Genomic DNA, 21,298 nt, shown 5'->3' with positions numbered 1-21,298 from the left:
TCTTCTGTGAGATTTTCTGATGACAACCGCATGGCAACCGCTCGATCCTGCGCGCTGGGCACGGGTCAAACAATTATTTGAAACCCTTTCTGAATTACCTGAAGATCAGGCACAAAGCCGCTTGATTAGCTTGGAGAGTGATGCGACCGTGATCGAAGAGGTGCGCAAACTATTGTCCAGCTTGGCTGGCGATCAGGGAAGTCAGGTCAAACATTTATTGACCCAAGCGCCCGATTGGTCGGCGGCTTTGTTGACGCAATTGTCCTCGCAATACGCTTCACCATATTCTCCACATGATCAGGCAAACGACGCCGCCAATGTGCAAACTGGCGAACGCCTTGGTGCTTGGGAGCTGCAGCAGAAAATCGGTACCGGTGGGATGGGGGATGTGTATCAAGCGCGTCGCGCGGATGGCCGGTTTCAAGGATTGGCGGCCGTCAAGCTATTGAAAGTTGGACGCGGAGGCGACGACATTTTGAAACGTTTCGCATCCGAGCAGCAAGCCTTGGCGCGCCTGAATCATCCCCATATTGCCCGTCTCTTGGATGCGGGACAAAGCCACGCTGCCCATCCCTATTTTGTAATGGAATTGATCGAAGGCAAAGCGATTGATCAAGCATGCCAGGGCTTGCCATTGCAGGCGCGCTTAGACTTGTTCTTACAACTTTGTGATGCGGTGGCTTACGCACATGGTCAATTATTGGTGCATCGAGATTTAAAGCCCAGCAATGTCTTAGTGAATCAACAGGGACAAGTTAAGTTGCTGGATTTTGGTATCGCCAAGGCTCTCGATCCTTTGAACGGTAGCCCAGAATCAGCGCCGCAGTCTGCGGAGCAAACACAAGTCGGCCAGCGACCCTATACACCGTATTTCGCCAGCCCTGAACAGGTCCGTGGCGAGCCAGTAAGCACAGCGACCGACATCTATAGTCTCGGTGTTTTGCTGTATGTCTTGTTGACCGGTGCACGCCCGTATGGACGTCAAGCAAGTACGCCGATTGAAGCGGCGCGCAGCGTTTTAGAGGAGACACCGACCAAGCCGAGCAGTCTCTCTGCTGAACAGGTGAGCGATCCTGATTGGATAAGGACACGCAAGAAACTCAAAGGGGATCTTGATAATATTTTATTAAAAGCTTTGGAAAAAGAACCCGCACGACGCTACAGCAGTGTGGATGCGTTGATCGCCGATATTCGGGCGCACTTGTCTGGCCATCCTGTGTCTGCGCATGCGCCAAGTTGGATGTATTTGTTGAAAAAATTTGTGGTGCGGAATCGTCTTGTTGTCGGGTTGAGCAGTGTTGCTGCGATGGCCTTGATAGGTGGCGTTGGCAGTGCCTTATGGCAAGGTCATCAAGCCGCATTGGCACGCGATACAGCGCAGACCCATCTGCAAAGGATACGAACGATCACACGGGATTTGGTTTTGCGGTATGGCGACGCCATCACCAATCTTCCTGGTGGTTTGCAAATTAAGGAAGATTTACTTAAGGATTTGATTCAACATCTGGAGGAGCTCGCTGCGGAGGCAAATAATGATCCCGCTTGGCTTACCGAATTAGCCGGTGTCTACGCGCGTCTCGCCGAGATCGATGGGAATGATACGGGCGCCTCCTTAAATAAGGGCGACGAAGGACGCGCATTTGCGGAGCGTGCGGTGAAGTTAGCACAACAAGTTTGGTCACAACAAAAGCACGACGCCGGCTTTGTCGGTTGGTATATGCAAGCCTTGCAAGTGCAAGCGCTCGGTTTACGCGCTGCTAATCAGCCAGAAGAATCGGTCAAACGCATGCAGCAGGCTTTGAGTTTGCTCGACGAAGCGATTCTAGCTGCGCCATCGGCACAACAACGTGCACTCAAAATGAATCGTGCTGCTACCTTATTTCGGATGGGGCAGTTTCATGATACGCAGTCAGTTCCTAGCCTCAACAAACCTGAACAAGCTTTAGATTGGTTTCGCCAGAGTGAAGTTCTGCTAGACAGCCTCGGTGAAGGCAAAACCGATGGTGATGGTGCCGATGCCTTGCAATGGCATCAAATCCGTGCAGCCCTATTTGGTGCACGTGCGTTAACAAAAGCCCGTCTCAACGGTATCAAGGACGCCCGCGGTGACGCCGAGAAGGCGGTACAGGAACGACAAATAGCAGCGAAACTTGCGCCGAATAACACGGCAGTGATGGATGGGCTCATTACCGAAGCAGCGAATTTAGGTGTGATTTTGTTGCGTCAACCAGATACGTCTGCTGCGTTGCAAGCGACCACGATCGCGTGGGAAGCCGTGGCGAAACTTGCGCGCGAGAATGGCGCTGGGAATAAATGGGAAACGGATCAACCGAGAGTTGCCTTACATCATGGCCGCGCCTTAGTATGGAATCAAGAGTACGCTGCCGCTTTACCTGTGGTGGAGCTCGCCTTGCAAGGTTTGGCGGCACGTGCAAAAGCCCAAGCCAATCCCAATCTAGACCGTATGATAGCGTGGCAGAATTTATATAAAGCGCGAGCACTTTATGGTGTGGGTGAGAAAGCACAGGCCATCGGGATTGTGCAGCAATCGATACGTGCCTTGAGTCCTCTGTCGGAACAGCCAAAAGCGCGTGATGCTTTGCTGAATTTGGGCGAGGCACAAGTGTTGATGATGCAATGGGAGCCAGTTAAACAAACACAGTGGCGTCAGCAAGCAATTACATCGTATGAAAAAGCCCATGCGATTCTTGCTTTAGCAGGTGATCACGAGGCGCAGTTAAAATCTCTGCAAGAGCTTGTAGGAGGTAAGCAGCCTTAGACTTGATTGAAACGATATCAAGGATGGTTCAGTATGAATACCTTGTGTTCGCGCAGTTTAAAGACGCGATTTCAACCAAGTCTTTGCCAAGGTCCAATCGCGCTTCACGGTGGCGATGGAGAGATCCATCGTTTCGGCGATTTCTTCTAAGTCGAGTCCACCGAAATAGCGCAACTCCACGATGCGCGCGGCACGAGGGTCTTGTTGTTCGAAATCTTGCAGCGCACGATGTAAATCCAACACGTCAAGAGCGGGCGTATTCTCGTCGGCCAAATAGTCTGCTGCCGATAAGGTCACCATCTCTGCAGCACGCTTATCAGTTTGACGCGCCAATGCTGCATCGATCAAGATTCGACGCATCATAGTTGCAGCCATCGCCATGAAATGGCTGCGATTCTTCCAGTGGGTTTGCTGTTGCGCGGCTAAACGAAAGTATGCTTCATGCGTGAGCGCTGTTGCCGACAAAGTATGGTCAGCAGATTCGTGGCGCAGGCGGCCTCGTGCGAGGCGACGCAGCTCTTGATATAAATTGCTAAATAGCATCGCGGTGGCGAATTCCTCTGGAATGCCCGCTTGTGCCAGCCATTGCGTCATCTCTGCAGCAGATGGATGCGCAGCCTCGCTAATATTTTCCGTTTCCTGCAAGGAATCGGTCTGAGCGTTCGCTTGACGAAAATCGTGTGATGTCGGCAGAGTCATGGCGTTGTCAGGGTGTTGTCATAGTAGAGGTCAGCGACAATGATTGTAATGGATACGCAAAACGAATTCTATCGCTCTTGTTACAAGTGCTTACGAGACTGTGGTGGAAGTTACCAAAAATGGCGTGCAATCGGCGAAAGTAGGACTTAAGCTCACAGACTTCTTTGATCTACTTGATTTTGTGAGGAAATCGCTATGCCTGATCTTTCAGTGTCACAAATAGCTGTTCGGCAGCGAGCTAGTTTGTCGTTTAGCGCACGCAATCGAATTCGCATCGCGACTTTACGCCGTCTGAGTGGATACAGTTTGAGCTGTATGTTGATGTTAAGCGCTTGTTCTAGTACTCCGCATTCGGATCGAGATCGGTCACAAAGCAATCGCCCTAGCGTGGCGAGCCATACTACGATACCAAGTCCAGCCGTCCTTTCTTTCCCACAGAGCGACTATTTTCAACATGCGCAAGTTGAACCTCTGGCTTTCTTGAATCGGCTTACATGGGGGAGCAATCGTTCAAGCGCCGCGCAGTTAGCGATGTTGGGACCTGATCGCTTCTTGATGCAACAACTGAATGCAAAGCAAAGCGATGTGCCTTCGACCATCCAAGCCCAGATTGAGCGTATGACCATTTCGCAGAAGCCGTTTTTGACGATGATGCAGGAATTGGATCAACAACGTGAGGCGGCAGCCAAGATGAAGGGAACCGACGATACATTACGTAAAGCGTATCAACAAGAATTAAGTCGCCTCGCACGCGAAGCGGCGTCGAGGTCTGTTTTACGGGCGGTCTATTCATCGAATCAATTGCTCGAACAGATGGATTGGTTCTGGATGAATCACTTCAACATTTCTAGCCGTAAAGAAAACTTGCGTGCGATGCTTGGCGATTTTGAAGAAACTGCGATACGACCCAATGCTTTGGGGCATTTTCGTGATTTGCTACGTGCAACGATTTTGCATCCGGCCATGCTACGTTACCTAGATAACGAACACAATGCGGTTGGTAAGATCAATGAAAACTATGCACGCGAGTTACTGGAGCTGCATACGATGGGTGTAGGCAGCGGTTACACACAAATCGATGTACAAGAATTAGCAAGGGTTTTGACGGGTTTAGGTGTCAACATTCGGGCGGATAAAATAGTCCAGCGACCAGCGGCGCGACTTCGTCAAGCGAGAGAAGAGTCAGTGCGTTTTGGCATGACGGAATTCAATCCTAGACGACATGACTTTGGAGATAAAAACCTGCTGGGGGTTAACATCCCGGGAAGTGGCTTACAAGAAATCGAACAAGTATTGGATTTGTTGTGCCGTCATCCAGCGACCGCGCGGTTTATTAGTCAGAAACTCGCACAATATTTTGTGGCAGACGAACCATCGGAAACGCTCGTGCAGCAAATGGCACGTGCTTTTCTGCAAACCCAAGGCGATATCCGGCATGTGTTGAAAACCATGTTTGAAACACCTGAATTTATCGCCTCCTTGGGGAAAAAATGGAAAGACCCAATGCATTACGTCTTGTCCTCTGTACGACTCGCTTATGAAGACCAATTGATTGTCAATCCCGGTCCCGTTTTAAGTTGGATGAATACGCTGGGACAGCAAGCGAATGGTCATCAAACGCCAGATGGTTATTCAATGAAGGAAATAGCCTGGGCGAGTCCCGCACAAATGACGCAGCGCTTTGAGGTTGCAAAGTTAATCGCGCGTGGAGCCCCAGCATTATTCAAAACCGATGAAGAAGAAACCAGTGCTGATCATCGCGAATTGGCGCACTTCAATTTAAGTCGCGACGCGTTTGCAAAAAAAATGGTGGAGTCGTGGTCGCCCGCGGCACGTGAAGCATTGAATCAAGCGGCAAATCCGCAGGAGTGGCAAGCTTTCTTCTTCTCCTCACCCGAGATGATGCGTCGCTAGATGGTTTCCCTAAAAAACGGAAAAAACCAGCGAAAGCAAACGTAGAGAAATGAAATCAAAGTTAAGTTCAAGAGGAAAAAGATCATGCAACGTCGTTCATTCTTAAAGCATCTCGGTACGTATTCACTCGCGGCGGCTAGTTTGCCCTTGAGTTCGCAACTCTTTGCCGCAGCAGCGGGCTCGTCGTCACCGCATCGGACTTTAGTGGTATTTCTCCGTGGCGCTTACGATGCGAGTAGTCTTTTAGTTCCGATTAGCAGCAATTTTTACTACGAAGCGCGACCGAATATCGCCATCGCGCAGCCCGGATCGGATCCTTCGACAGCATTAGCACTCAACGCCGATTGGGGTTTGCACCCAGCATTAAGGACATCGATTTATCCGCTTTATCAAGCTGGAGAGGTGGCGTTTTTACCCTTTGCGGGAACCCATGATCTCAGTCGTAGTCATTTTGAAACGCAAGATAGTATTGAGATGGGCCAGGAACTTGGCGGCAGCCGAAATTATCAATCGGGTTTCCTCAATCGTTTGGCGGCACAGCTCAATGCGGGCGCGGCGATGTCATTCACCGACCAATTACCGATCATTTTGCGAGGTGATGCAAAGGTTGCCAATGCAGGCTTACAAAAGCTGGGGAAAAATCGCTTAGATGAACGTCAAAGTAGCATTATTGCGCAGATGTATGGCAAGACTAGCTTAGAGAAGCAAGTGGCAGATGGTTTTGAGGTACGCAGCGAAGTCGAGCAGAATAGGAAGTTGGAAGAGCAAGCGATGCTGATGAATAAGCAAAATATGCAAAAAAATCAAATGAACGATGATGGTAATCGTGATGCGATTTCAAGCAAAGGATTCGAGCTGGAGGCTCGTCGCATCGGAAAGATGATGCGCGACAAGTACCAATTGGGTTTTGTGGATGTGGGCGGCTGGGATACCCACGTGAATCAGGGCGGTGCGACCGGAACCCTCGCAAGCAAATTGGAAGAGTTAGGGCGTGGTCTCGCCGGTTTTCGAGCGGAAATGGGGAGCCAATGGAAAAATACGACCGTGGTCGTGATCAGTGAATTTGGCCGCACATTCCGTGAAAATGGCAAGCGAGGGACAGATCATGGACACGGAAGTGTCTACTGGGTGCTTGGGGGTTCGGTGAAAGGTGGGCGCGTCGTCGGAGAGCAAGTCGCTTTGACACCGAATAGTTTGTTTCAGCAACGTGATTATCCCGTATTGAATGAATATCGCGCTGTACTAGGCGGTCTCTTTGCGCGAGCCTATGGACTCAATACGGCCCAATCGGACAGTGTGTTTAAAGGCGTGGCACCGCTCGATTTAGGCTTGCTATAGAGAATCTCTTGCGATGCGTTTGACTTGCTGTTAAGGTCGCTTTTTACGCATTCCAATCAAGCTCTGCTGACGCATATTGTCGGTTCCCACGGATGGGTGGAATGCAGAAAAAGCTTCACCCTGTACGGAGACACACAATGGCAAAAGTAAGCACCTACCTTAATTTTCCGGGAACCACAGAGCAAGCCTTTCTGTTTTATAGAGAGGTTTTTGGAGGGGATTTTCTAGGTCCGATAATGCGATTTACAGATATCCCGCCGCAGCCGGGACAAGCACTGTTGTCGGAGCAAGATCGCAATCTCATTTTGCATATAGAACTACCGATTTTAGGTGGGCACGTGATTATGGCGACGGATGCCTCAGAGTCGATGGGCTTTCGTATGAAATACGGCAACAACATGAGTATTAATTTGGAACCGGACACGCGGGCTGAAACCGAGCGTTTGTTTCAAGCATTGTCTCATCATGCCGACGTTGAAATGCCATTAACTGATATGTTTTGGGGCGCCTATTTTGGCACCCTGGCCGACCAGTTTGGGGTGCGTTGGATGTTTAATTGCGAAGAGAAAAAGGTGTAAGCCAGTGTCGATACGGCATGCTTGTAATTGGCGCTGGGTATCGCTGTTGACCAGTCTAGGAATGCTAACCATGAATTCACATGCACAGTTACCTTTGGTGCCAGAAATAAATGATCAGCATCCTTTGGTTCAGGCCTTGAAGCCTTGTGTCAGTGCCATCGGATTGCAAGTCGATTTGCCGCTTGCGAACCCTGTTCCTGTTTTGTCCGCGCCTGGGCATCTTTATCAACTCAATGAATTGGGACGTATCCGTGATGGCTATCGTCACAGTTTGTATGTGAGTGCCGATCAACAGCTGATTTATATCGTGCAAGTCGGGGGATTGGCCGGTACGAGCAAAATTTTCGGACCTGTCCAGCTTGAACACATAGTGAAGTCCGGTCATCAGACCAAAGCTTGCACCATCGCTCGCGCACCCGCGGCTGCTCACGTGATTCCAGTCAAGAAATAAATCCCAAGCGCTTTAGGTGTAAGGAATCCTCATTCACGTAGAAGAATCAGACAGAATCCAGTAAGATGATTTGCTCAACGACGTTTTGTTGAAGGCTTCTAGCAAGGATCTCCGATCTTCAATTCGCCTTCACTTTCTACTATTTTTTAACTATGTCTCTTGAATCCTCTCGTCCTCTCTCATTTCGTCGAGCCTGTCTTGTTGATGCTGCCGCCTTAGCCGCCTTGGCTGAACAGACCTTTGTCGACACCTATTCTGAACAAAATGATCCAGAACAAATCCGTACGCATTGCGCGAAGAACTTTGGGATTGCGCAGCAAAGCGCGGAAATCTGTGATCCTAAGTACGCGGTCATCTTGGCGTTCATTGGCGAAGCATTAGTCGGATTTGCGCAGGTGGTGAAGAATCCGCCACCGGATTCGATAGCAGCCGAGCGAGCCGTTGCGTTGTATCGCTATTACGTGAGTAAAGCATGGCACGGTAAGGGCATTGCACAAGCTTTGTTGTTGGAAGTCGAAGCGGCCGCACGCGAGTTTGGTGCGAATCAAATTTGGTTAGGCATGTGGGAACATAATGCGAGAGCCTTAGCGTATTACCAAAAAGTCGGATTTCAGCATGTGGGTTGGATGGATTATCAATTCGGTGACATCGTCGAACGAGATTATGTTTTATTGAAATCGATTTGAATTGGCATGCGTAATTTCAAGGGCACAAGGTCTGATCTGAACTCGGAGTAAAGCATGTTTTCTCATATTGTGGTCGGTATTACGGATTTTGAGCGGGCTTTAGCGTTTTACCGTCCATTGATGGCAGTGCTTGGAATAACGTCTCGGTTCTGTGACCCTAGCCGTCCTTGGGCTGGCTGGCAGAGCCATCCCGACCCAAGACCTTTGTTTGTGATAGCGCGCCCGTTTGACCAACAAATCGCGCATCCAGGAAACGGACAAACCATTGCTCTGATGGCCGCGACGCATGCAATGGTAGAGCAGGCCTATCAAGTCGCGCTGTTGCATGGCGGCCAATGTGAAGGGCCGCCGGGTTTGCGGCCGGCCTATCATGCAGATTATTACGGTGCTTATTTTCGAGATCCCGATGGGAATAAGTTATGTGTTGTGTGCCATACTAGTGAAATAAAGTAGTGCTTTTTTTACGACAATGGGGCGATGGTATGCAAAGCTGTAGAAAAATCTGGGTAGTAGGATGCATGTTCTTTTTTGCTGCGAGTCTGCAGGCGTTCGCGCAGACTTCGCTAACATCGCACTTCGTGAAAAAAGACGTGTTAGAACAAATCGTCACGGACTTTGATTTGGCGACAATCCGTTCTTCATTGGGCCCAAGGCGCGATCAGTCGCATCGAACTTTGCATAGTTTCGGCTTTACCAAGAGCACACCAACGCCCAATACTCTGGTCTTGGAAGACGAAGGTTTCATTTATCAAATTCAGCTGTTACATCGTGGAGACCTCAATCAAGATGGTGTCGAAGATCTCGCCCTGTGCTTGACTGAAAAGGCAAAACAAGGAACATACCATGCACAAAAGCCGCTGCTGGTGAGTAAATACACGGCAACCGGGATGGCGGTTGCCTTGCAATTTGAGATTGATGGATGCGAGAGATTTGCGAGATAGCGGATGCATCTATCGCATGGGATAAGAAATAATTACTGCTGAGCTTAGGAAAGGGTGGCAACGACGGTTTCGGTGCTAGCGCTACCATGACAACACTTCTTATCGGCATTTACATGACATGTTTGTTCGGATTTGGATTTGGCCACGGCCTCGGTTTGTATCGTGGTCGTCGTTCTGAGACGAAACAACAGAAAAGTCGCCTCATTTGGTATGCATTACTTTGTTTGGTGATTTTACTCAGCGGTTTTTTGCTCAGTGTGAATGCCGGCAAAGAAGCACAAATTTATATGTGGGGCGGACTTTTGATGTTAGCTCTGCCTAGCTTACTCATACTCGGCATTGGTGTTGCCATTGGCAATTTCATTGCACGAAAGCGGCAGCCGCCCGAGTCGCAATAAGGGCATCGATGTCCGCTCATCGGGCAAGTCTGTCGGTTCTCACAATTACTTCATTTTCACGCCATGCTTTTTGAAATACCAGAGCATCATGGGAAATTCGATCGCAGCATAACTGATCAGCGTGAACCAAAACCAATTGACGTCTGCCAGCAGTATATTGAATTGCACTTCACTCCCCCAGTAGTGATAGCCGACGATACCAAGTGCAATACCCGAGGTGCCGAGGTCATAGAGTGCGATCTTGTTCAGATCATTGCCGGCAAGCGCCGGATACACCGACAGATAAGCGACTAAAGCAAGGACGAGATTGAGCAAAATAATGTCGAGTTCGGCTGAAAACATACTGAATGGAATAGTGAGAATTGCGTTAAAAAAATATCTTAAAAGGTGTAAGGCTGATGGATGACTCCGTTTGCCTTGTCGAAGTCATCCTACACTTTGTGCGCGAAGAAGTCAGCTAGTTAATATCGCAGACCTAGTCGAGCACCACGCGCAAACTTGTTTTGCCTACCGCGAGATTGCCCGCATAGTCCTTGGCAACAATACGAATCTGGTATTCGCCAGCAGGCAAGTCTTTGATTTTCCAAAATTGAATCGTGGCATGGCCATCGTGAATCGCATTCGTGACGTTGTAGAGGAACTTGGTACTAGCATTCCCATGCACAGTGATCCCACTATTTTCAGCATAAGCGACTTTGACCGCCTCTTCATCAGCTGGCAAATGATTAAAACGTATCGTCATGTTTGCTTGCTCAAAACCAGGCAAAGCTTTGCCGTCCGCATCGACTATTTGATAGCCGAGTTCATACAAACCCAGGCGTCTTCGCGCCATATTGCCGTCGGCTTGATCGTAGGCATCGACGATGATGCTGACCTCTTCCAAATTGCGTGACAATCTTAGGGGTTCTGTCGACGCAAGGGATGGGAGTGGCGCGATTCTTTGCTTTTTGCCCGTCTTCGACTTGGATATGTGCGTCACAGGTCTCACAGGCACCGGTTTGTCGAGGATTTTGCCATCACGGTCAGCGATATCGATTCGGGTGATTTGTGGCGCGACACTGTCCTGAAAACCGATAAAATTGAGCCGCAATGGATTCACAACGTCCCCCTGCGGTGCATAGTTGAGATGGACGTGGTACATGCTATTGACAGTTCCGAGGCTTTCTCCCACATGAAAGCGTGTGCCACGCCGAACGCGAACTTGCTGCAATTTTCCTTGTGGATCTTTAATCAGCTGAAATTTCTGCGCATCAAGAGGTGTTTCCTTTAGGCTGCGCCCCACCTTCATATGGATGTAGGAAAGTTTGTTGACACGCATCCCTTCGTTGATGGTTGTTGCCGCCCATGCTGACACAGGAGAACTTACTTTTTCTTCTTTGATGGCAACGACCGCATCGCCCATTGCGGCTTGCATGTCCACACCGCGATGAAAATGATCGCGACTTTCTCCCTCATAATTCCCGCGCACCTCACCTATGGTGCCAACTACCTCATGTGGTTTGTCCTGTGGCAATAAAGGCCATAGCGTCGAAGAGACCAATGGCGCAACTGGTTCGGTCACACTGACCGCACGTGGTGCTATCGAGTCCGTTGTTGTCACACCGCGCTGCCTGACACGATGCAGCATCGACTTACCATTATCACTGACCAATAAATGACCATCGCGATCGACTGCGATCCCGACAGGACTATTCAGACGGGGGCTGGTGTCATCACCGGGAATGATATCAATATCGACACCCGTTAAACCACGAACTCGACCGTCAGGCGCGATTTGTAGAATTCGGCCATGTGAAAGTTCGCTCACATAGACATGATCATCATGGGTGATCGCAAGGCCAACCGGACGACGTAGCAGGGCATCGCGATCTTTGGGGTCGCTGCTAATGAGCGTGCTGACATCGCCATTCGGCAGAATTTTTCTGACCGCGTTGTTGCGGGTGTCGGTGACGATCAGCGCTCCTTGGCTATCGATCACGATGTGACTGGGTGTATCAAAGCGCGCTAAGGAGCCGACCCCATCTTGCATGCCGGGACTGTCGCCGCCAGCCAGAGTGGTCACAACCCCGGCGGGTGAAATCACGCGTATCCTGTCGTTATAAGTGTCAGCGACATAGACATAACCTTCTTTGCTAACCGCGACGCCGATAGGGCCGTTAAATTCTGCCTCGCCTGCATTGCCATCACGAAAGCCAGCTTGTCCATTCCCAGCAAGCGTTGTCACGATGCCGTCCTTGCTAATTTTGCGAATTCGATGATTGCCGGTATCCGCGACGTAGAGATTGCCAGACGTATCAATTGCGAGGCCAGACGGTGTGTGGAACTGCGCGTTTCCTTTGCCTTCGCTGGGGCTATCCGCATAGCCTTCGGTGCCGCCTGCAAACACGCTGATTTCCCCTGCCTTGTTCATCTTTAAGATGCGATTGTGTTCGCCCGCATCCGCGATGAATAGATTGCCAGCCCGGTCAACGACGATCCCAAACGGATCGCTCAGTGTCTGCTGTTGGGTGGGGAGTTCCTTGAAAACATAGCTACTGAGATAGCTTTCTAATTCTGCGTCCCAATCAAAACGGGTGACTATCGGTTTCTTTTTAAAGATCGATTGCGCGTGTTGTACGGTTTCGGGTTTCAACCAAAAATAGGCCGACAAAGACAACCCAGAGATGAGCAAGGTGGAGGAGAGAATAAGTACAGTACGGCGTTGCATAGGAAATCAGTTTGGATAGCAAGGACGCGCAGCATAGCAACTTCGGTAGAACTTGCAAGTCTTTGGCACGACCAACGCGAGGCCAAGTTCTGCTGTCGAGATCGCTTGGTTTCGGTCGATATCGGCGGATTTCGGCATGATTGATGCGTAAGTCAGCATGGCATTCGATGCCGCACAATATTTAATATATTTAGATTAAACTTCTTGGCATAATCGTAGTCTGAGAGGCATGGGAGGGCTAGAATTGTCGGCATCCTTCCTGTATCGACCACAATCAACGTCAATTCAACACTTATCCCATCACATGAATCATTCTGACATTTCATTATCGGATCATTTCCCCGTCAAGGCGATCAGCCTAGCCCTTGCATTCGCATTGAGTAGCCTCGCGTATGCGCAAACACCTGCGAGTACAAGTGAGAATAAAGGCGAAACGCTCGTACAAAAAAGTGTCCCTACTTTCTTTAATGGCCAGGCCCAGATCGTCCCAGGTTTTCAAGACAAAACCAAATGGATAAAACAAGAGCTTTGGGTCGAGACCGAATTTGATAGCGATGGCGATGGCAAGAAAGACCGTGTTCATGTTGACGTCACGCGACCACAGCAAACCGAAACAGAGGGTCTGAAAGTGGCAGTTGTGTACGAATCCTCGCCGTATTTCGCGGGAACGATGAAGAACCAAAAAATGTGGGACGTGAAACACGAGCTAGGGGAAGCACCACCACCGCGTCCCGTCAATGAACAAGCGAAATTTATCCCTGTCCGTCCAGAAATTTCCAAAACGGAAATCGACACATGGCTGCCGCGCGGATTCGCAGTTGTACACTCGGAGGCACCGGGTACAGGATTGTCTCAAGGTTGCCCTACTGTGGGCGGTGCACCAGAAGAGCTCGCACCAAAAGCCGTGATCGATTGGCTTAATGGTCGTGCAAAAGGCTACACGACAATCGACGGCGAGCTTGAGGTGAAAGCCAGTTGGGCGAGCGGTAAAGTCGGCATGACAGGCACCTCATACAACGGCACGATTCCACTCGCTGCTGCAACCACGGGTGTGGCGGGTCTTGAAGCGATTATTCCGATTGCGCCCAACACGTCTTACTATCATTATTATCGAAGTAATGGTTTGGTGCGTCACCCCGGCGGCTATTTGGGGGAAGACATCGATCAGTTATATGACTTTATTTACAGCGGCGCGCCAGAAAAGCGTGCTTACTGCAATGCGACCATCCGCGACGGCTTGTACCCCGCCAAGTTCGATCGAAAACAAGGGGACTACAATGATTTTTGGGCAGAGCGTGATCTGCTAACCAAGATTAAAGGTGTCAAAGCCGCCACCTTGCTCGCTCATGGTCAGCAAGATTGGAACGTAGTACCCGAGCATTCCATTCGCATTTATGAAGCGCTTAAAAAGCAGGGCGTACCCACCCAATTGTATTTGCACCAAGGCGGTCATGGCGGTGGCACCCCACCTTTGGAAATGCGCAATCGATGGTTTTCACACTATTTGTACGGTGTGGATAATGGCGTTGAACGCGACGCACGCGCGATGATCGTTCGTGAAAATCTTGAGCGTGGGACACCACCAACACCGTATCTTGATTTCCCCAATCCAGAAGCGAGTGCGGTCCAACTTTACTTGGGATCGGGTGGCAATCAAGCCGGCAGTTTGGGCTTGAAAGCACTCAGTAAGTCAGTGGTAGAAAAACTCGTCGATGATGTGCAATTCAAAGGCGGCGTGTTAGCCCAAGCAGAACAATCCCCCCATCGCTTGTTGTACGCGACGCCAGAATTAAGCGAATCCGTGCATTTGTCGGGCACTCCCACGATTACTTTGCGTGTTGCTGCGAGCAAACCAGCAACGAATCTGTCTGTGTGGTTAGTGACACTCCCGTTTGACGACAAAGTCGTCGGATCCAATGGACAAGTTGGGGTCGTCACGCGCGGATGGGCGGACCCACAAAATCATCGTTCCCTAACGAAATCAGGCAATTATGATTCGAAATTACCCGGAACGCCGTTGCTGCCAAATAAGTTTGTTGATTTGACCTTCGATTTACAGCCTATGGATCGCATTATTCCGGCGGGCAAACGCTTGGCTTTGATGATTATGGCGAGTGATCAAGATTTCACTTTGTGGCCAAAGGCTGGCACCGAGTTAAGTGTCGATCTCAAACAAACGAGCTTGGCCTTACCGGTGGTGGGTGGTGCAGATAGTTTGAAAAAAATTTTGAAAAATTAAGCTTCCATTCAAGGTATTTCCTCATGTTTTGATCATGCTCCAGCCTTACCCATGTCTAATCGGCAAGGCTGGAGCGGGAAGCGGAATACATTGTCGGACGGGTCTGACTTAGATCACGCGCAAATGAAACAGCCAATCACCTTAGAGCATCTCCCCGGCTTGGGTCCTAAATCTAGTAGCATGCTGAGAGATGTCGGCATCGTGACTGTAAGAGATCTCTACAGTGCCGATCCTTATTTTTTGTATCAAAGTCTCAAACGACGTTTTCCCTCGACGAGTCTGAATTTGCTGTACGCTATTATGGGGGCGCAAGAGCAGCGTCACTGGCTAGAAATTAAGAAGGAGCGCCGCTTGGAAATCCTGATGCGTTTAGAAGAAATGGGGATGGCCTAGCGCTACCTTGAAAAATTTACCAGCGCCACACATAAAACGCTGGTACCAAGATCAGTCCAACTTGCGTCAGCCCCAAGCCAAACCAACCCGGTCTGAGAAACACGCTTTTATGCGGTCGCTTTGGGTTGTAGTAGACTTGAACTTGTGCCTGCGTATCGGCATCCACTAAGGATGGCAAGAATCTCGTACTGTTTTTTTAAGAAACCCGATGCGGACATTTTCCAGATCGAGAGCTCTGAGCCACGATACTGCTGCCCGCCCACTTCGTATTCATACAGTGCGTTAGGAATGAAGCCTTGGTGGGTACGACCGCTCTCATTGATCCCCAATGAGCCAAGCGGTCGTATTCCTAATTGCAAAAGGCGACCAGTGACAGAAGGCCACCGACGCACCCGTAGAATGTGCAGAGCGGTACCACACAATACAAAACTGACATACACGCTAGCCCAAAAATGGATACCTTGAAGTTCCTTGTTGGCGGCGAGTGTCAGCATGCGTTGCAGATAGTCGAGCATCTCTCGAATGTCCTCTGTGTCGTTTCATCGATTTTTGTACCCCAAGCAAAAACTCTGTTCGTCGATCTTGGGTGTGGTTTATTTCAATACAAGGTGTTGCTGCAACCTTGTGGGTAGTTGCGCCAACACCGCATCCCAATCGTTCGCGCGGGACTGCCGCATTAAATGGAAGCTGGGATACCAAGGACTATCGTCGCGATGATCTAACCAACGCCAATCGGCGATCCACGGCAAGAGTAACAAGACGGGTTTGCCTAAGCCACCCGCTAAATGGGCAACGCTGGTATCGACACTAATGACCAAATCGAGTGCCTGACAAAGAGCGGCGGTATCTGAAAAATCCTGTAACTCTGCCGCAAAATCCATGACTTCAGGATGTGCACGCAGGGTCACGGTATCGGCTTCGCGGTATTCTTTTTGCAAACTGATGTAATGGATTGCGTCACTTTGCTGTGGTAAAGAGGACAGCAATTGAGATAAATCGATACTACGCTGTTGGTCGTTTTTGTGACTGGCACTACCGCTCCAAACTAGGCCAACTTTGAGTCCAGTTAATTGGCCTAAGCGTTGCTGCCAATTCGCTAATTTGATGGGATCGGCATAAAGGTATGCAGCAGGCGCAGGAATAGCCGTAACTTGATTCGTCTCACATGCCAAAGGTAGGCTCATCAAGGGAATTTGATAGTCCATCGGTGGATAAATGGCTGGACGAGTCATGCATTGATCCAGACCTTCGATGTGTTGCAGTAGGCTGAGCAAAGGTGCTTGCACTTCGAGTATCACGGATGCTCCCATCGCCTTGAGGATAGTGAGATACCGGCAAAATTGCAATGTGTCGCCCAATCCCTGCTCGCTATACACGTAGATGGTTTTTCCCGACAAATTCTGCTCACCTAACCATAATGGCGCAACGAATTCTCTGCGATTTTTGGATGCGCTAATTCCTTGGCATTGCCAGCGCCATTCATACGCCGGCCATCCTTGCGCAAAATCACCGAGCTGCAACCAGCACAGACCGCGGTTGTACAGGGCATCGACCAAATTGGGTTTCAAGGTCAGTGCTTGTTGATAGCTTGCAAGGGCTTCTTCGAGTCGATGTAATTGGCGTAAGGCGATACCACGGTTACAGTAAGCCTCTGGATAGTGCGGGCGTACAGCAATCGCCGCATCGTAGTCCTGCAGCGCGGCTTCATACTGACGCATCTCTGCTCTCAAAATCCCGCGATTGTAAAACGCATCCGCCAAGCGAGGGTCAAGCGCGATGGCTTGGTCATAGCTTTTCAGCGCTTGATCGCGTAAGCCCAGACTCTTCTGTGCCACGCCCATATGGCAATACGTCACGGCAAAATTGGGTTGTTGCTGTATCACCGTCTCGAAGTAGCGAATAGCCAGGGCTGAGTCGCGCGTTTGCTGCGCAATCACTCCCAACAATAAATAGGCATCGGAGGTCTCAGGTGCCATCGCAATAATTTGCTCATAAAGCAGTTTCGCTTGTTGGATTTTGCCCTGCTGGTGCAGTCCATAGGCTTGTTGAAAGAGCGCTGGTGCGTTGGAATTTGGCGTGTTCATGCCAAGATTAGAAAGGAATGTCGAAGCAAATGCAAGCAAACGCAAGCAAATTCGCGAGGACAGCGAGCTCTATTTTTTCATCGCCCGCTGATGGCGTTGTCCATAGATTCCTAATCCGACTAATAGAACAAAGCCGAGGCCCGTGAACCAATAAATGGACGTGAACGAACCTTCCTCTAAGTCCCAGCGCGCTTTCGCATGGCGGGTGTTGTCGAACCAGACGAATGAGCGTGACGCAAGCTTGCTGGCATCCGGTAACGCAGCCTCACACTTCGCCATTGTGTGATAGCGAATCGAGTCAACTACTTCGTAAGTTTGCGTCTGGTGCGGTACTTGGTAGGTGTAAGTCTGGTTCAAAAAAGCGGGTGAATTGCGACCACTTTTTAATTGGCATTGGGCACTTAGGAATTGTACTTTAGCCTGCACGGGTTCTTGTAACCGTTCCCGTTCGTTATAGTTTTTTTGGTACTGAATAAGATAATAACCTAACACTAACCAGCAAACAGCAATTGTGTAGCTCCAGCCTGGACTACTCTGGCGTAATTCTAGGGGCGCTGTGAGCGCTTGATAAATGCCGTTTTTCATAAACAATCTTGGGTAGACAAGTGGGAAGAAAGCGATGCGAGCTAGATTAAATTGCGCGATCCCGATCAAGGGTTGCCGAGATTGTATGCCATCTAGACATGATGTAATTTTATTTTTCTGATACAAATCAAGTATTTGCAACACGCATTCCGTGTCCTTACTTCGTTCAACGCAAGCGTTATATATCAGTGTATATTACGCTTTTTGATAGCAAGGCTCGCGGGAGACAATATGCTAAATTGGTGTGGGAAATGGGGACGTAGGTGTTTCGGTGCGGTGATGGTATTGATCAGTGTTCAGCATGCTTGGGCAGGGGAGGTCACGGTCTCTGCTGCCGCGAGTCTGACCAACGCATTTAAAGACATCGCCCAGATCTATCAAACCCATTATCCTGATGCGAAAGTGAATCTGAATTTTGCAGCTTCGGGAGCTTTATTGCAGCAAATAGCCAAAGGCGCACCCGTGGATGTCTTCGCTTCTGCCGACCAAGAGACGATGGATGCCGCAGAAAAACAGGGCTTGATTGTGTCAGCGGGACGGCATGACTTTGCGCACAATCGCTTGGTACTCATTGTGCCGACGGATAGCCAATTCGCGTTCAAGCAATTACAAGATCTGAATCAAGTCGCGGTAAAGCGAATAGCCCTGGGCTTGCCCGCCAGCGTACCAGTGGGACGTTATGCGGTTCAAGCGATGAGCGCAGCCAAATTGTGGCCTGCCTTGGAAAACAAAATGATCTCTACCCAAAATGTGCGCCAGTCGTTGGACTATGTTGCGCGTGGCGAGGTGGATGCCGGATTTGTGTACGCGAGCGATGCGACGATTCTGCGTGACAAGATCAAAGTCGCCTTTGAGATCTCTCTCGACAGCGTGATTGCTTATCCCATAGCGCCGATTAAAGACAGCAAGCATAGCGAAGAAGCCAAACGATTCATTCAATTTGTTAGCTCCGCAGCCGGTCAAGCGATACTCGTGAAGTACGGCTTCCTGAAACCTTGATCATCGCACCCGCCAATGGACCACCTTACAAACTTAGATTGGACCGCGGTCTTCCTGTCACTCAAAGTGGCAGGAGTGGCGACGTTGATCAATATCGTATTAGGTGTTTCGGTCGGCTATGCGCTTGCACGTTGGCGGTTTTGGGGACGCGATTTGTTGGACACACTACTGACCTTGCCAATGGTGATGCCACCGACAGTGCTCGGCTACTATCTGTTGGTTCTCCTCGGTCGCCGTAGTTGGCTCGGTGCTTGGTTACACGATCATTTCGGCTTTAGTTTTATTTTCACTTGGCAGGGGGCCGTGGTTGCTGCCTCTATTGTTGCCTTTCCCTTGGTATTTAAACCCGCACGAGCTGCGTTTGAAGCGATTGATAGTCAACTAGAACAAGCCGCGCGCGTGCTCGGTGTATCGGAGTTTGCGATCTTTTTTCGGGTTAGTTTACCTTTGGCTTGGCGTGGCATCATGGCAGGCGTCCTACTTGGCTTTGCGAGAGCCTTGGGTGAATTTGGCGCAACCTTGATGGTGGCGGGTAGCATTCCCGGACAGACTCAGACACTGTCGATCGCGATCTACGAAGCCGTCCAAGCGGGTAACGATGAGGGGGCGAATCTCTTGGTGTTGGTCACCTCGCTAGTTTGTATCATCGTGCTATTGAGCGCCAATCGACTCGCCCCAGGGCGCGTCGGCCATCGCAGTCATGAGATCTAAGTAATCGGCCTACTTTCCAGTGAATTTAAACTAGCCATGCGATTTCATCTCAACATACAAAAAACCTTCCGTAGCCGTGAACACACATTTTCACTGGACGTCCGTTTGGATACGGATGCACAGCGTATTGTGATTTTGGGGGAATCGGGCGCGGGTAAAAGTCTTACCCTCAAAGCGATTGCCGGATTGATGCGACCCGACGCCGGACAAATCTTGCTAGGCGAGTCGGTTTTTTACGACCAACAACAAGGCATTCACTTGTCGCCGCAGCAGCGCCGCGTTGCTTATCTATTCCAAGATTACGCGCTGTTTCCGCATCTTAATGTCCGTCAAAATATCGCTTTTGGTTTGGTGCAAGGATGGCGCAATCCGAAACCAGAGTTCGCCGATCCTCAAGTCGAATATTGGCTGAATGTATTTCAACTGCGCGCCGTTGCGCAGCAACTACCGCATCAACTCTCGGGCGGGCAAAAACAAAGAACAGCGTTGGCGCGCGCTTTAATCGCGCAACCGACAGCTTTGCTGCTTGATGAACCCTTTGCCGCGCTGGATGTCCATTTGCGGCGTGTCATGCGGGCAGAGTTAGATCAACTACAAAAGGAGCTGCAAGTTCCTATGTTATTAATTACCCATGATCCCGATGACGCCGCCGTTTTCGGGGAGCAAGTCTTGCACATGAAAAATGGCAGTCTCCTACCTAGGTCTTGACTACCTGATGCGTAGAGCGGTTGGAGGAATTCCACACGCAAGCAAAATATGAAAAACCCGACGCACGATAAACGGTGATGACAAGAAAGAAGAGCATGAGTACACCCAAAAATCAAACGATGAGTCTGCAAGGCGCCGTCTGGCTAGCCGTCGATGGAGAAAATTTTGGTGGAAAAAATCGAATCGAACTCCTTGCCCACATCGCCGAGTCTGGTTCCATCACGCAAGCAGCGAAAGCAATCAAGATGAGCTACAAAGCAGCATGGGATGCGATCGATACCATGAATAACTTGGCGGGCGAACCCTTAGTTGAGCGTGTTACCGGCGGCAAAGGTGGCGGTGGCACGCGCCTGACGCAGCGTGGTCAGCAGTTGGTCGATAACTTCAAGCTGATTGAACAAGAGCATCAACAATTTATCCAACAACTAGCGCAACATGCCGACAAGTTGGCCGACGACTTTCTACTGCTCAAAAAAATGAATATGAAAACCAGTGTGCGCAATCAATACCGAGGTGTCATCACCCAAATCAAACGTGGCGCTGTGAATGACGAAATCCTCCTTAGCATAGCGGGCGGACAGACGATGGTCGCTAATATCAGTCATGAGAGTACCGAAGAGCTCGCGCTGCAAGTCGGTGTTGAGGTGTTCGCCTTGATCAAATCTTCCTCCATCATCTTGCTTAGCGCCGGTGAGTCACAACGCCTATCGGCACGCAATCAACTCCAAGGCCATATTGTGCGCATCCAAGAAGGCGCCGTGAATACCGAAATCGTACTCGAACTCCCCGGCGGCGCGACGCTCGCCGCCACCATCACAAATGAAAGTTGTCATGCATTGGCGCTACAAGTCGGGCAAACCGCAACCGGCATTTTCAAAGCATCGAGTGTGATTTTGGGCGTGCCAGCTTGAGGAGAGTGGCAAACGAGAAGGCATCCAAATCCGCCCAGTCAGATATTCCAATCAGACCCGCTGCTGATCGCGCGACAGGCATTTGATCTAAACCAAACAATCGTATTTCACCGACTGGTCTTACCGCCTGCCAATTTCAATTAAAGCTACACTGACGCCACTTTGTCAGGTGGTATT

General features: G+C 50.0%; 21 protein-coding genes. 15 read left to right on the top strand and 6 right to left on the bottom strand.

Features of this window, described 5'->3' with window-relative positions:
* Positions 1 to 19: 19 nt before the first annotated feature.
* On the top strand, positions 20 to 2,779 hold the full coding sequence (locus tag KDM90_RS11005) for a serine/threonine-protein kinase (RefSeq protein ID WP_212675653.1): 2,760 nt from the start codon (positions 20 to 22) through the stop codon (positions 2,777 to 2,779).
* 57 nt (positions 2,780 to 2,836) lie between these two features.
* Here the strand turns inward: KDM90_RS11005 and KDM90_RS11000 are convergent, their stop codons facing one another.
* A complete protein-coding gene (locus tag KDM90_RS11000; RefSeq protein ID WP_212675652.1) occupies positions 2,837 to 3,478 on the bottom strand; it encodes an ECF-type sigma factor in 642 nt (213 codons plus the stop codon).
* Between the two features lie 195 nt (positions 3,479 to 3,673).
* On the opposite strand from KDM90_RS11000, the gene KDM90_RS10995 reads away from it, so the two are divergent.
* From KDM90_RS10995 to KDM90_RS10960, 8 genes are all read left to right on the top strand, one after another.
* Positions 3,674 to 5,392 (top strand): DUF1800 domain-containing protein, encoded by a 1,719-nt coding sequence (locus tag KDM90_RS10995; RefSeq protein WP_230409741.1) that lies wholly within the window; start codon positions 3,674 to 3,676, stop codon positions 5,390 to 5,392.
* Between the two features lie 84 nt (positions 5,393 to 5,476).
* Positions 5,477 to 6,730, top strand: coding sequence for a DUF1501 domain-containing protein (locus KDM90_RS10990; RefSeq protein WP_212675651.1), 1,254 nt, complete (start codon positions 5,477 to 5,479; stop codon positions 6,728 to 6,730).
* Between the two features lie 137 nt (positions 6,731 to 6,867).
* Positions 6,868 to 7,308 (top strand): VOC family protein, encoded by a 441-nt coding sequence (locus tag KDM90_RS10985; RefSeq protein ID WP_212675650.1) that lies wholly within the window; start codon positions 6,868 to 6,870, stop codon positions 7,306 to 7,308.
* A 70-nt stretch (positions 7,309 to 7,378) separates the two neighbouring features.
* The gene (locus KDM90_RS10980; RefSeq protein WP_212675649.1) at positions 7,379 to 7,759 is read left to right on the top strand and encodes a hypothetical protein; all 381 of its coding nucleotides are present in this window, start codon (positions 7,379 to 7,381) and stop codon (positions 7,757 to 7,759) included.
* Positions 7,760 to 7,911: 152 nt separating this feature from the next.
* Complete coding sequence (locus tag KDM90_RS10975) at positions 7,912 to 8,445, top strand: GNAT family N-acetyltransferase (RefSeq protein ID WP_212675648.1); 534 nt, start codon at positions 7,912 to 7,914, stop codon at positions 8,443 to 8,445.
* 54 nt (positions 8,446 to 8,499) lie between these two features.
* Positions 8,500 to 8,898: a VOC family protein gene (locus KDM90_RS10970; protein ID WP_212675647.1), complete on the top strand. Its 399-nt coding sequence runs from the start codon at positions 8,500 to 8,502 to the stop codon at positions 8,896 to 8,898.
* A 65-nt stretch (positions 8,899 to 8,963) separates the two neighbouring features.
* On the top strand, positions 8,964 to 9,386 hold the full coding sequence (locus KDM90_RS10965) for a hypothetical protein (RefSeq protein WP_212675646.1): 423 nt from the start codon (positions 8,964 to 8,966) through the stop codon (positions 9,384 to 9,386).
* Between the two features lie 86 nt (positions 9,387 to 9,472).
* Complete coding sequence (locus KDM90_RS10960) at positions 9,473 to 9,784, top strand: hypothetical protein (protein WP_212675645.1); 312 nt, start codon at positions 9,473 to 9,475, stop codon at positions 9,782 to 9,784.
* 45 nt (positions 9,785 to 9,829) lie between these two features.
* On the opposite strand, the gene KDM90_RS10955 is transcribed toward KDM90_RS10960, so the two are convergent.
* Together KDM90_RS10955 and KDM90_RS10950 are read right to left on the bottom strand one after the other, a co-directional pair.
* Positions 9,830 to 10,126 (bottom strand): hypothetical protein, encoded by a 297-nt coding sequence (locus KDM90_RS10955; RefSeq protein ID WP_212675644.1) that lies wholly within the window; start codon positions 10,124 to 10,126, stop codon positions 9,830 to 9,832.
* A gap of 133 nt (positions 10,127 to 10,259) precedes the next feature.
* Positions 10,260 to 12,491 carry an NHL repeat-containing protein gene (locus KDM90_RS10950; RefSeq protein WP_212675643.1) on the bottom strand — a complete coding sequence of 744 codons (2,232 nt, stop codon included), beginning with the start codon at positions 12,489 to 12,491 and terminating at the stop codon, positions 10,260 to 10,262.
* Positions 12,492 to 12,795: 304 nt separating this feature from the next.
* On the opposite strand from KDM90_RS10950, the gene KDM90_RS10945 reads away from it, so the two are divergent.
* Positions 12,796 to 14,730: a Xaa-Pro dipeptidyl-peptidase gene (locus tag KDM90_RS10945; protein ID WP_212675642.1), complete on the top strand. Its 1,935-nt coding sequence runs from the start codon at positions 12,796 to 12,798 to the stop codon at positions 14,728 to 14,730.
* Between the two features lie 51 nt (positions 14,731 to 14,781).
* Positions 14,782 to 15,123, top strand: a complete 342-nt coding sequence (locus KDM90_RS10940) for a TfoX/Sxy family DNA transformation protein (RefSeq protein ID WP_230409740.1) — start codon at positions 14,782 to 14,784, stop codon at positions 15,121 to 15,123.
* 107 nt (positions 15,124 to 15,230) lie between these two features.
* Here the strand turns inward: KDM90_RS10940 and KDM90_RS10935 are convergent, their stop codons facing one another.
* The 3 genes from KDM90_RS10935 to KDM90_RS10925 form a co-directional block, all read right to left on the bottom strand.
* Positions 15,231 to 15,638 (bottom strand): hypothetical protein, encoded by a 408-nt coding sequence (locus KDM90_RS10935; protein ID WP_212675641.1) that lies wholly within the window; start codon positions 15,636 to 15,638, stop codon positions 15,231 to 15,233.
* 78 nt (positions 15,639 to 15,716) lie between these two features.
* Positions 15,717 to 17,207 (bottom strand): tetratricopeptide repeat protein, encoded by a 1,491-nt coding sequence (locus tag KDM90_RS10930; protein WP_212675640.1) that lies wholly within the window; start codon positions 17,205 to 17,207, stop codon positions 15,717 to 15,719.
* A 69-nt stretch (positions 17,208 to 17,276) separates the two neighbouring features.
* Positions 17,277 to 17,792 (bottom strand): hypothetical protein, encoded by a 516-nt coding sequence (locus KDM90_RS10925; RefSeq protein WP_212675639.1) that lies wholly within the window; start codon positions 17,790 to 17,792, stop codon positions 17,277 to 17,279.
* 231 nt (positions 17,793 to 18,023) lie between these two features.
* Between KDM90_RS10925 and modA the strand changes: the two genes are divergently transcribed.
* The 4 genes from modA to KDM90_RS10905 all read left to right on the top strand — a co-directional run bounded on the left by modA (position 18,024) and on the right by KDM90_RS10905 (position 21,121).
* The gene (modA, locus tag KDM90_RS10920) at positions 18,024 to 18,791 is read left to right on the top strand and encodes a molybdate ABC transporter substrate-binding protein (protein WP_212675638.1); all 768 of its coding nucleotides are present in this window, start codon (positions 18,024 to 18,026) and stop codon (positions 18,789 to 18,791) included.
* A 15-nt stretch (positions 18,792 to 18,806) separates the two neighbouring features.
* Positions 18,807 to 19,502, top strand: a complete 696-nt coding sequence (gene modB / locus KDM90_RS10915; RefSeq protein WP_212675637.1) for a molybdate ABC transporter permease subunit — start codon at positions 18,807 to 18,809, stop codon at positions 19,500 to 19,502.
* Positions 19,503 to 19,538: 36 nt separating this feature from the next.
* Positions 19,539 to 20,210, top strand: a complete 672-nt coding sequence (locus KDM90_RS10910) for a sulfate/molybdate ABC transporter ATP-binding protein (RefSeq protein ID WP_212675636.1) — start codon at positions 19,539 to 19,541, stop codon at positions 20,208 to 20,210.
* A 95-nt stretch (positions 20,211 to 20,305) separates the two neighbouring features.
* Positions 20,306 to 21,121 (top strand): TOBE domain-containing protein, encoded by an 816-nt coding sequence (locus KDM90_RS10905; RefSeq protein WP_230409739.1) that lies wholly within the window; start codon positions 20,306 to 20,308, stop codon positions 21,119 to 21,121.
* Positions 21,122 to 21,298 lie beyond the last annotated feature (177 nt).

This window comes from Affinundibacterium fentianense (genome assembly GCF_018139545.1).
Lineage (GTDB): Bacteria > Pseudomonadota > Gammaproteobacteria > Burkholderiales > Burkholderiaceae_D > Undibacterium > Undibacterium fentianense.
Note: the sequence above shows the minus strand (reverse complement) of the source record. Positions and strands in the feature narration are given on the sequence as shown.

Excerpts from the sequence above, each read along its gene's own strand:
- KDM90_RS11005 (WP_212675653.1), top strand. The coding sequence starts at position 20 with ATGACAACCGCATGGCAACCGCTCGATCCTGCGCGCTGGGCACGGGTC.
- KDM90_RS11000 (WP_212675652.1), bottom strand. The coding sequence starts at position 3,478 with ATGACTCTGCCGACATCACACGATTTTCGTCAAGCGAACGCTCAGACC.
- KDM90_RS10995 (WP_230409741.1), top strand. The coding sequence starts at position 3,674 with ATGCCTGATCTTTCAGTGTCACAAATAGCTGTTCGGCAGCGAGCTAGT.
- KDM90_RS10990 (WP_212675651.1), top strand. The coding sequence starts at position 5,477 with ATGCAACGTCGTTCATTCTTAAAGCATCTCGGTACGTATTCACTCGCG.
- KDM90_RS10985 (WP_212675650.1), top strand. The coding sequence starts at position 6,868 with ATGGCAAAAGTAAGCACCTACCTTAATTTTCCGGGAACCACAGAGCAA.
- KDM90_RS10980 (WP_212675649.1), top strand. The coding sequence starts at position 7,379 with ATGAATTCACATGCACAGTTACCTTTGGTGCCAGAAATAAATGATCAG.
- KDM90_RS10975 (WP_212675648.1), top strand. The coding sequence starts at position 7,912 with ATGTCTCTTGAATCCTCTCGTCCTCTCTCATTTCGTCGAGCCTGTCTT.
- KDM90_RS10970 (WP_212675647.1), top strand. The coding sequence starts at position 8,500 with ATGTTTTCTCATATTGTGGTCGGTATTACGGATTTTGAGCGGGCTTTA.
- KDM90_RS10965 (WP_212675646.1), top strand. The coding sequence starts at position 8,964 with ATGTTCTTTTTTGCTGCGAGTCTGCAGGCGTTCGCGCAGACTTCGCTA.
- KDM90_RS10960 (WP_212675645.1), top strand. The coding sequence starts at position 9,473 with ATGACAACACTTCTTATCGGCATTTACATGACATGTTTGTTCGGATTT.
- KDM90_RS10955 (WP_212675644.1), bottom strand. The coding sequence starts at position 10,126 with ATGTTTTCAGCCGAACTCGACATTATTTTGCTCAATCTCGTCCTTGCT.
- KDM90_RS10950 (WP_212675643.1), bottom strand. The coding sequence starts at position 12,491 with ATGCAACGCCGTACTGTACTTATTCTCTCCTCCACCTTGCTCATCTCT.
- KDM90_RS10945 (WP_212675642.1), top strand. The coding sequence starts at position 12,796 with ATGAATCATTCTGACATTTCATTATCGGATCATTTCCCCGTCAAGGCG.
- KDM90_RS10940 (WP_230409740.1), top strand. The coding sequence starts at position 14,782 with ATGTCTAATCGGCAAGGCTGGAGCGGGAAGCGGAATACATTGTCGGAC.
- KDM90_RS10935 (WP_212675641.1), bottom strand. The coding sequence starts at position 15,638 with ATGCTCGACTATCTGCAACGCATGCTGACACTCGCCGCCAACAAGGAA.
- KDM90_RS10930 (WP_212675640.1), bottom strand. The coding sequence starts at position 17,207 with ATGAACACGCCAAATTCCAACGCACCAGCGCTCTTTCAACAAGCCTAT.
- KDM90_RS10925 (WP_212675639.1), bottom strand. The coding sequence starts at position 17,792 with ATGAAAAACGGCATTTATCAAGCGCTCACAGCGCCCCTAGAATTACGC.
- modA (WP_212675638.1), top strand. The coding sequence starts at position 18,024 with ATGCTAAATTGGTGTGGGAAATGGGGACGTAGGTGTTTCGGTGCGGTG.
- modB (WP_212675637.1), top strand. The coding sequence starts at position 18,807 with ATGGACCACCTTACAAACTTAGATTGGACCGCGGTCTTCCTGTCACTC.
- KDM90_RS10910 (WP_212675636.1), top strand. The coding sequence starts at position 19,539 with ATGCGATTTCATCTCAACATACAAAAAACCTTCCGTAGCCGTGAACAC.
- KDM90_RS10905 (WP_230409739.1), top strand. The coding sequence starts at position 20,306 with ATGAGTACACCCAAAAATCAAACGATGAGTCTGCAAGGCGCCGTCTGG.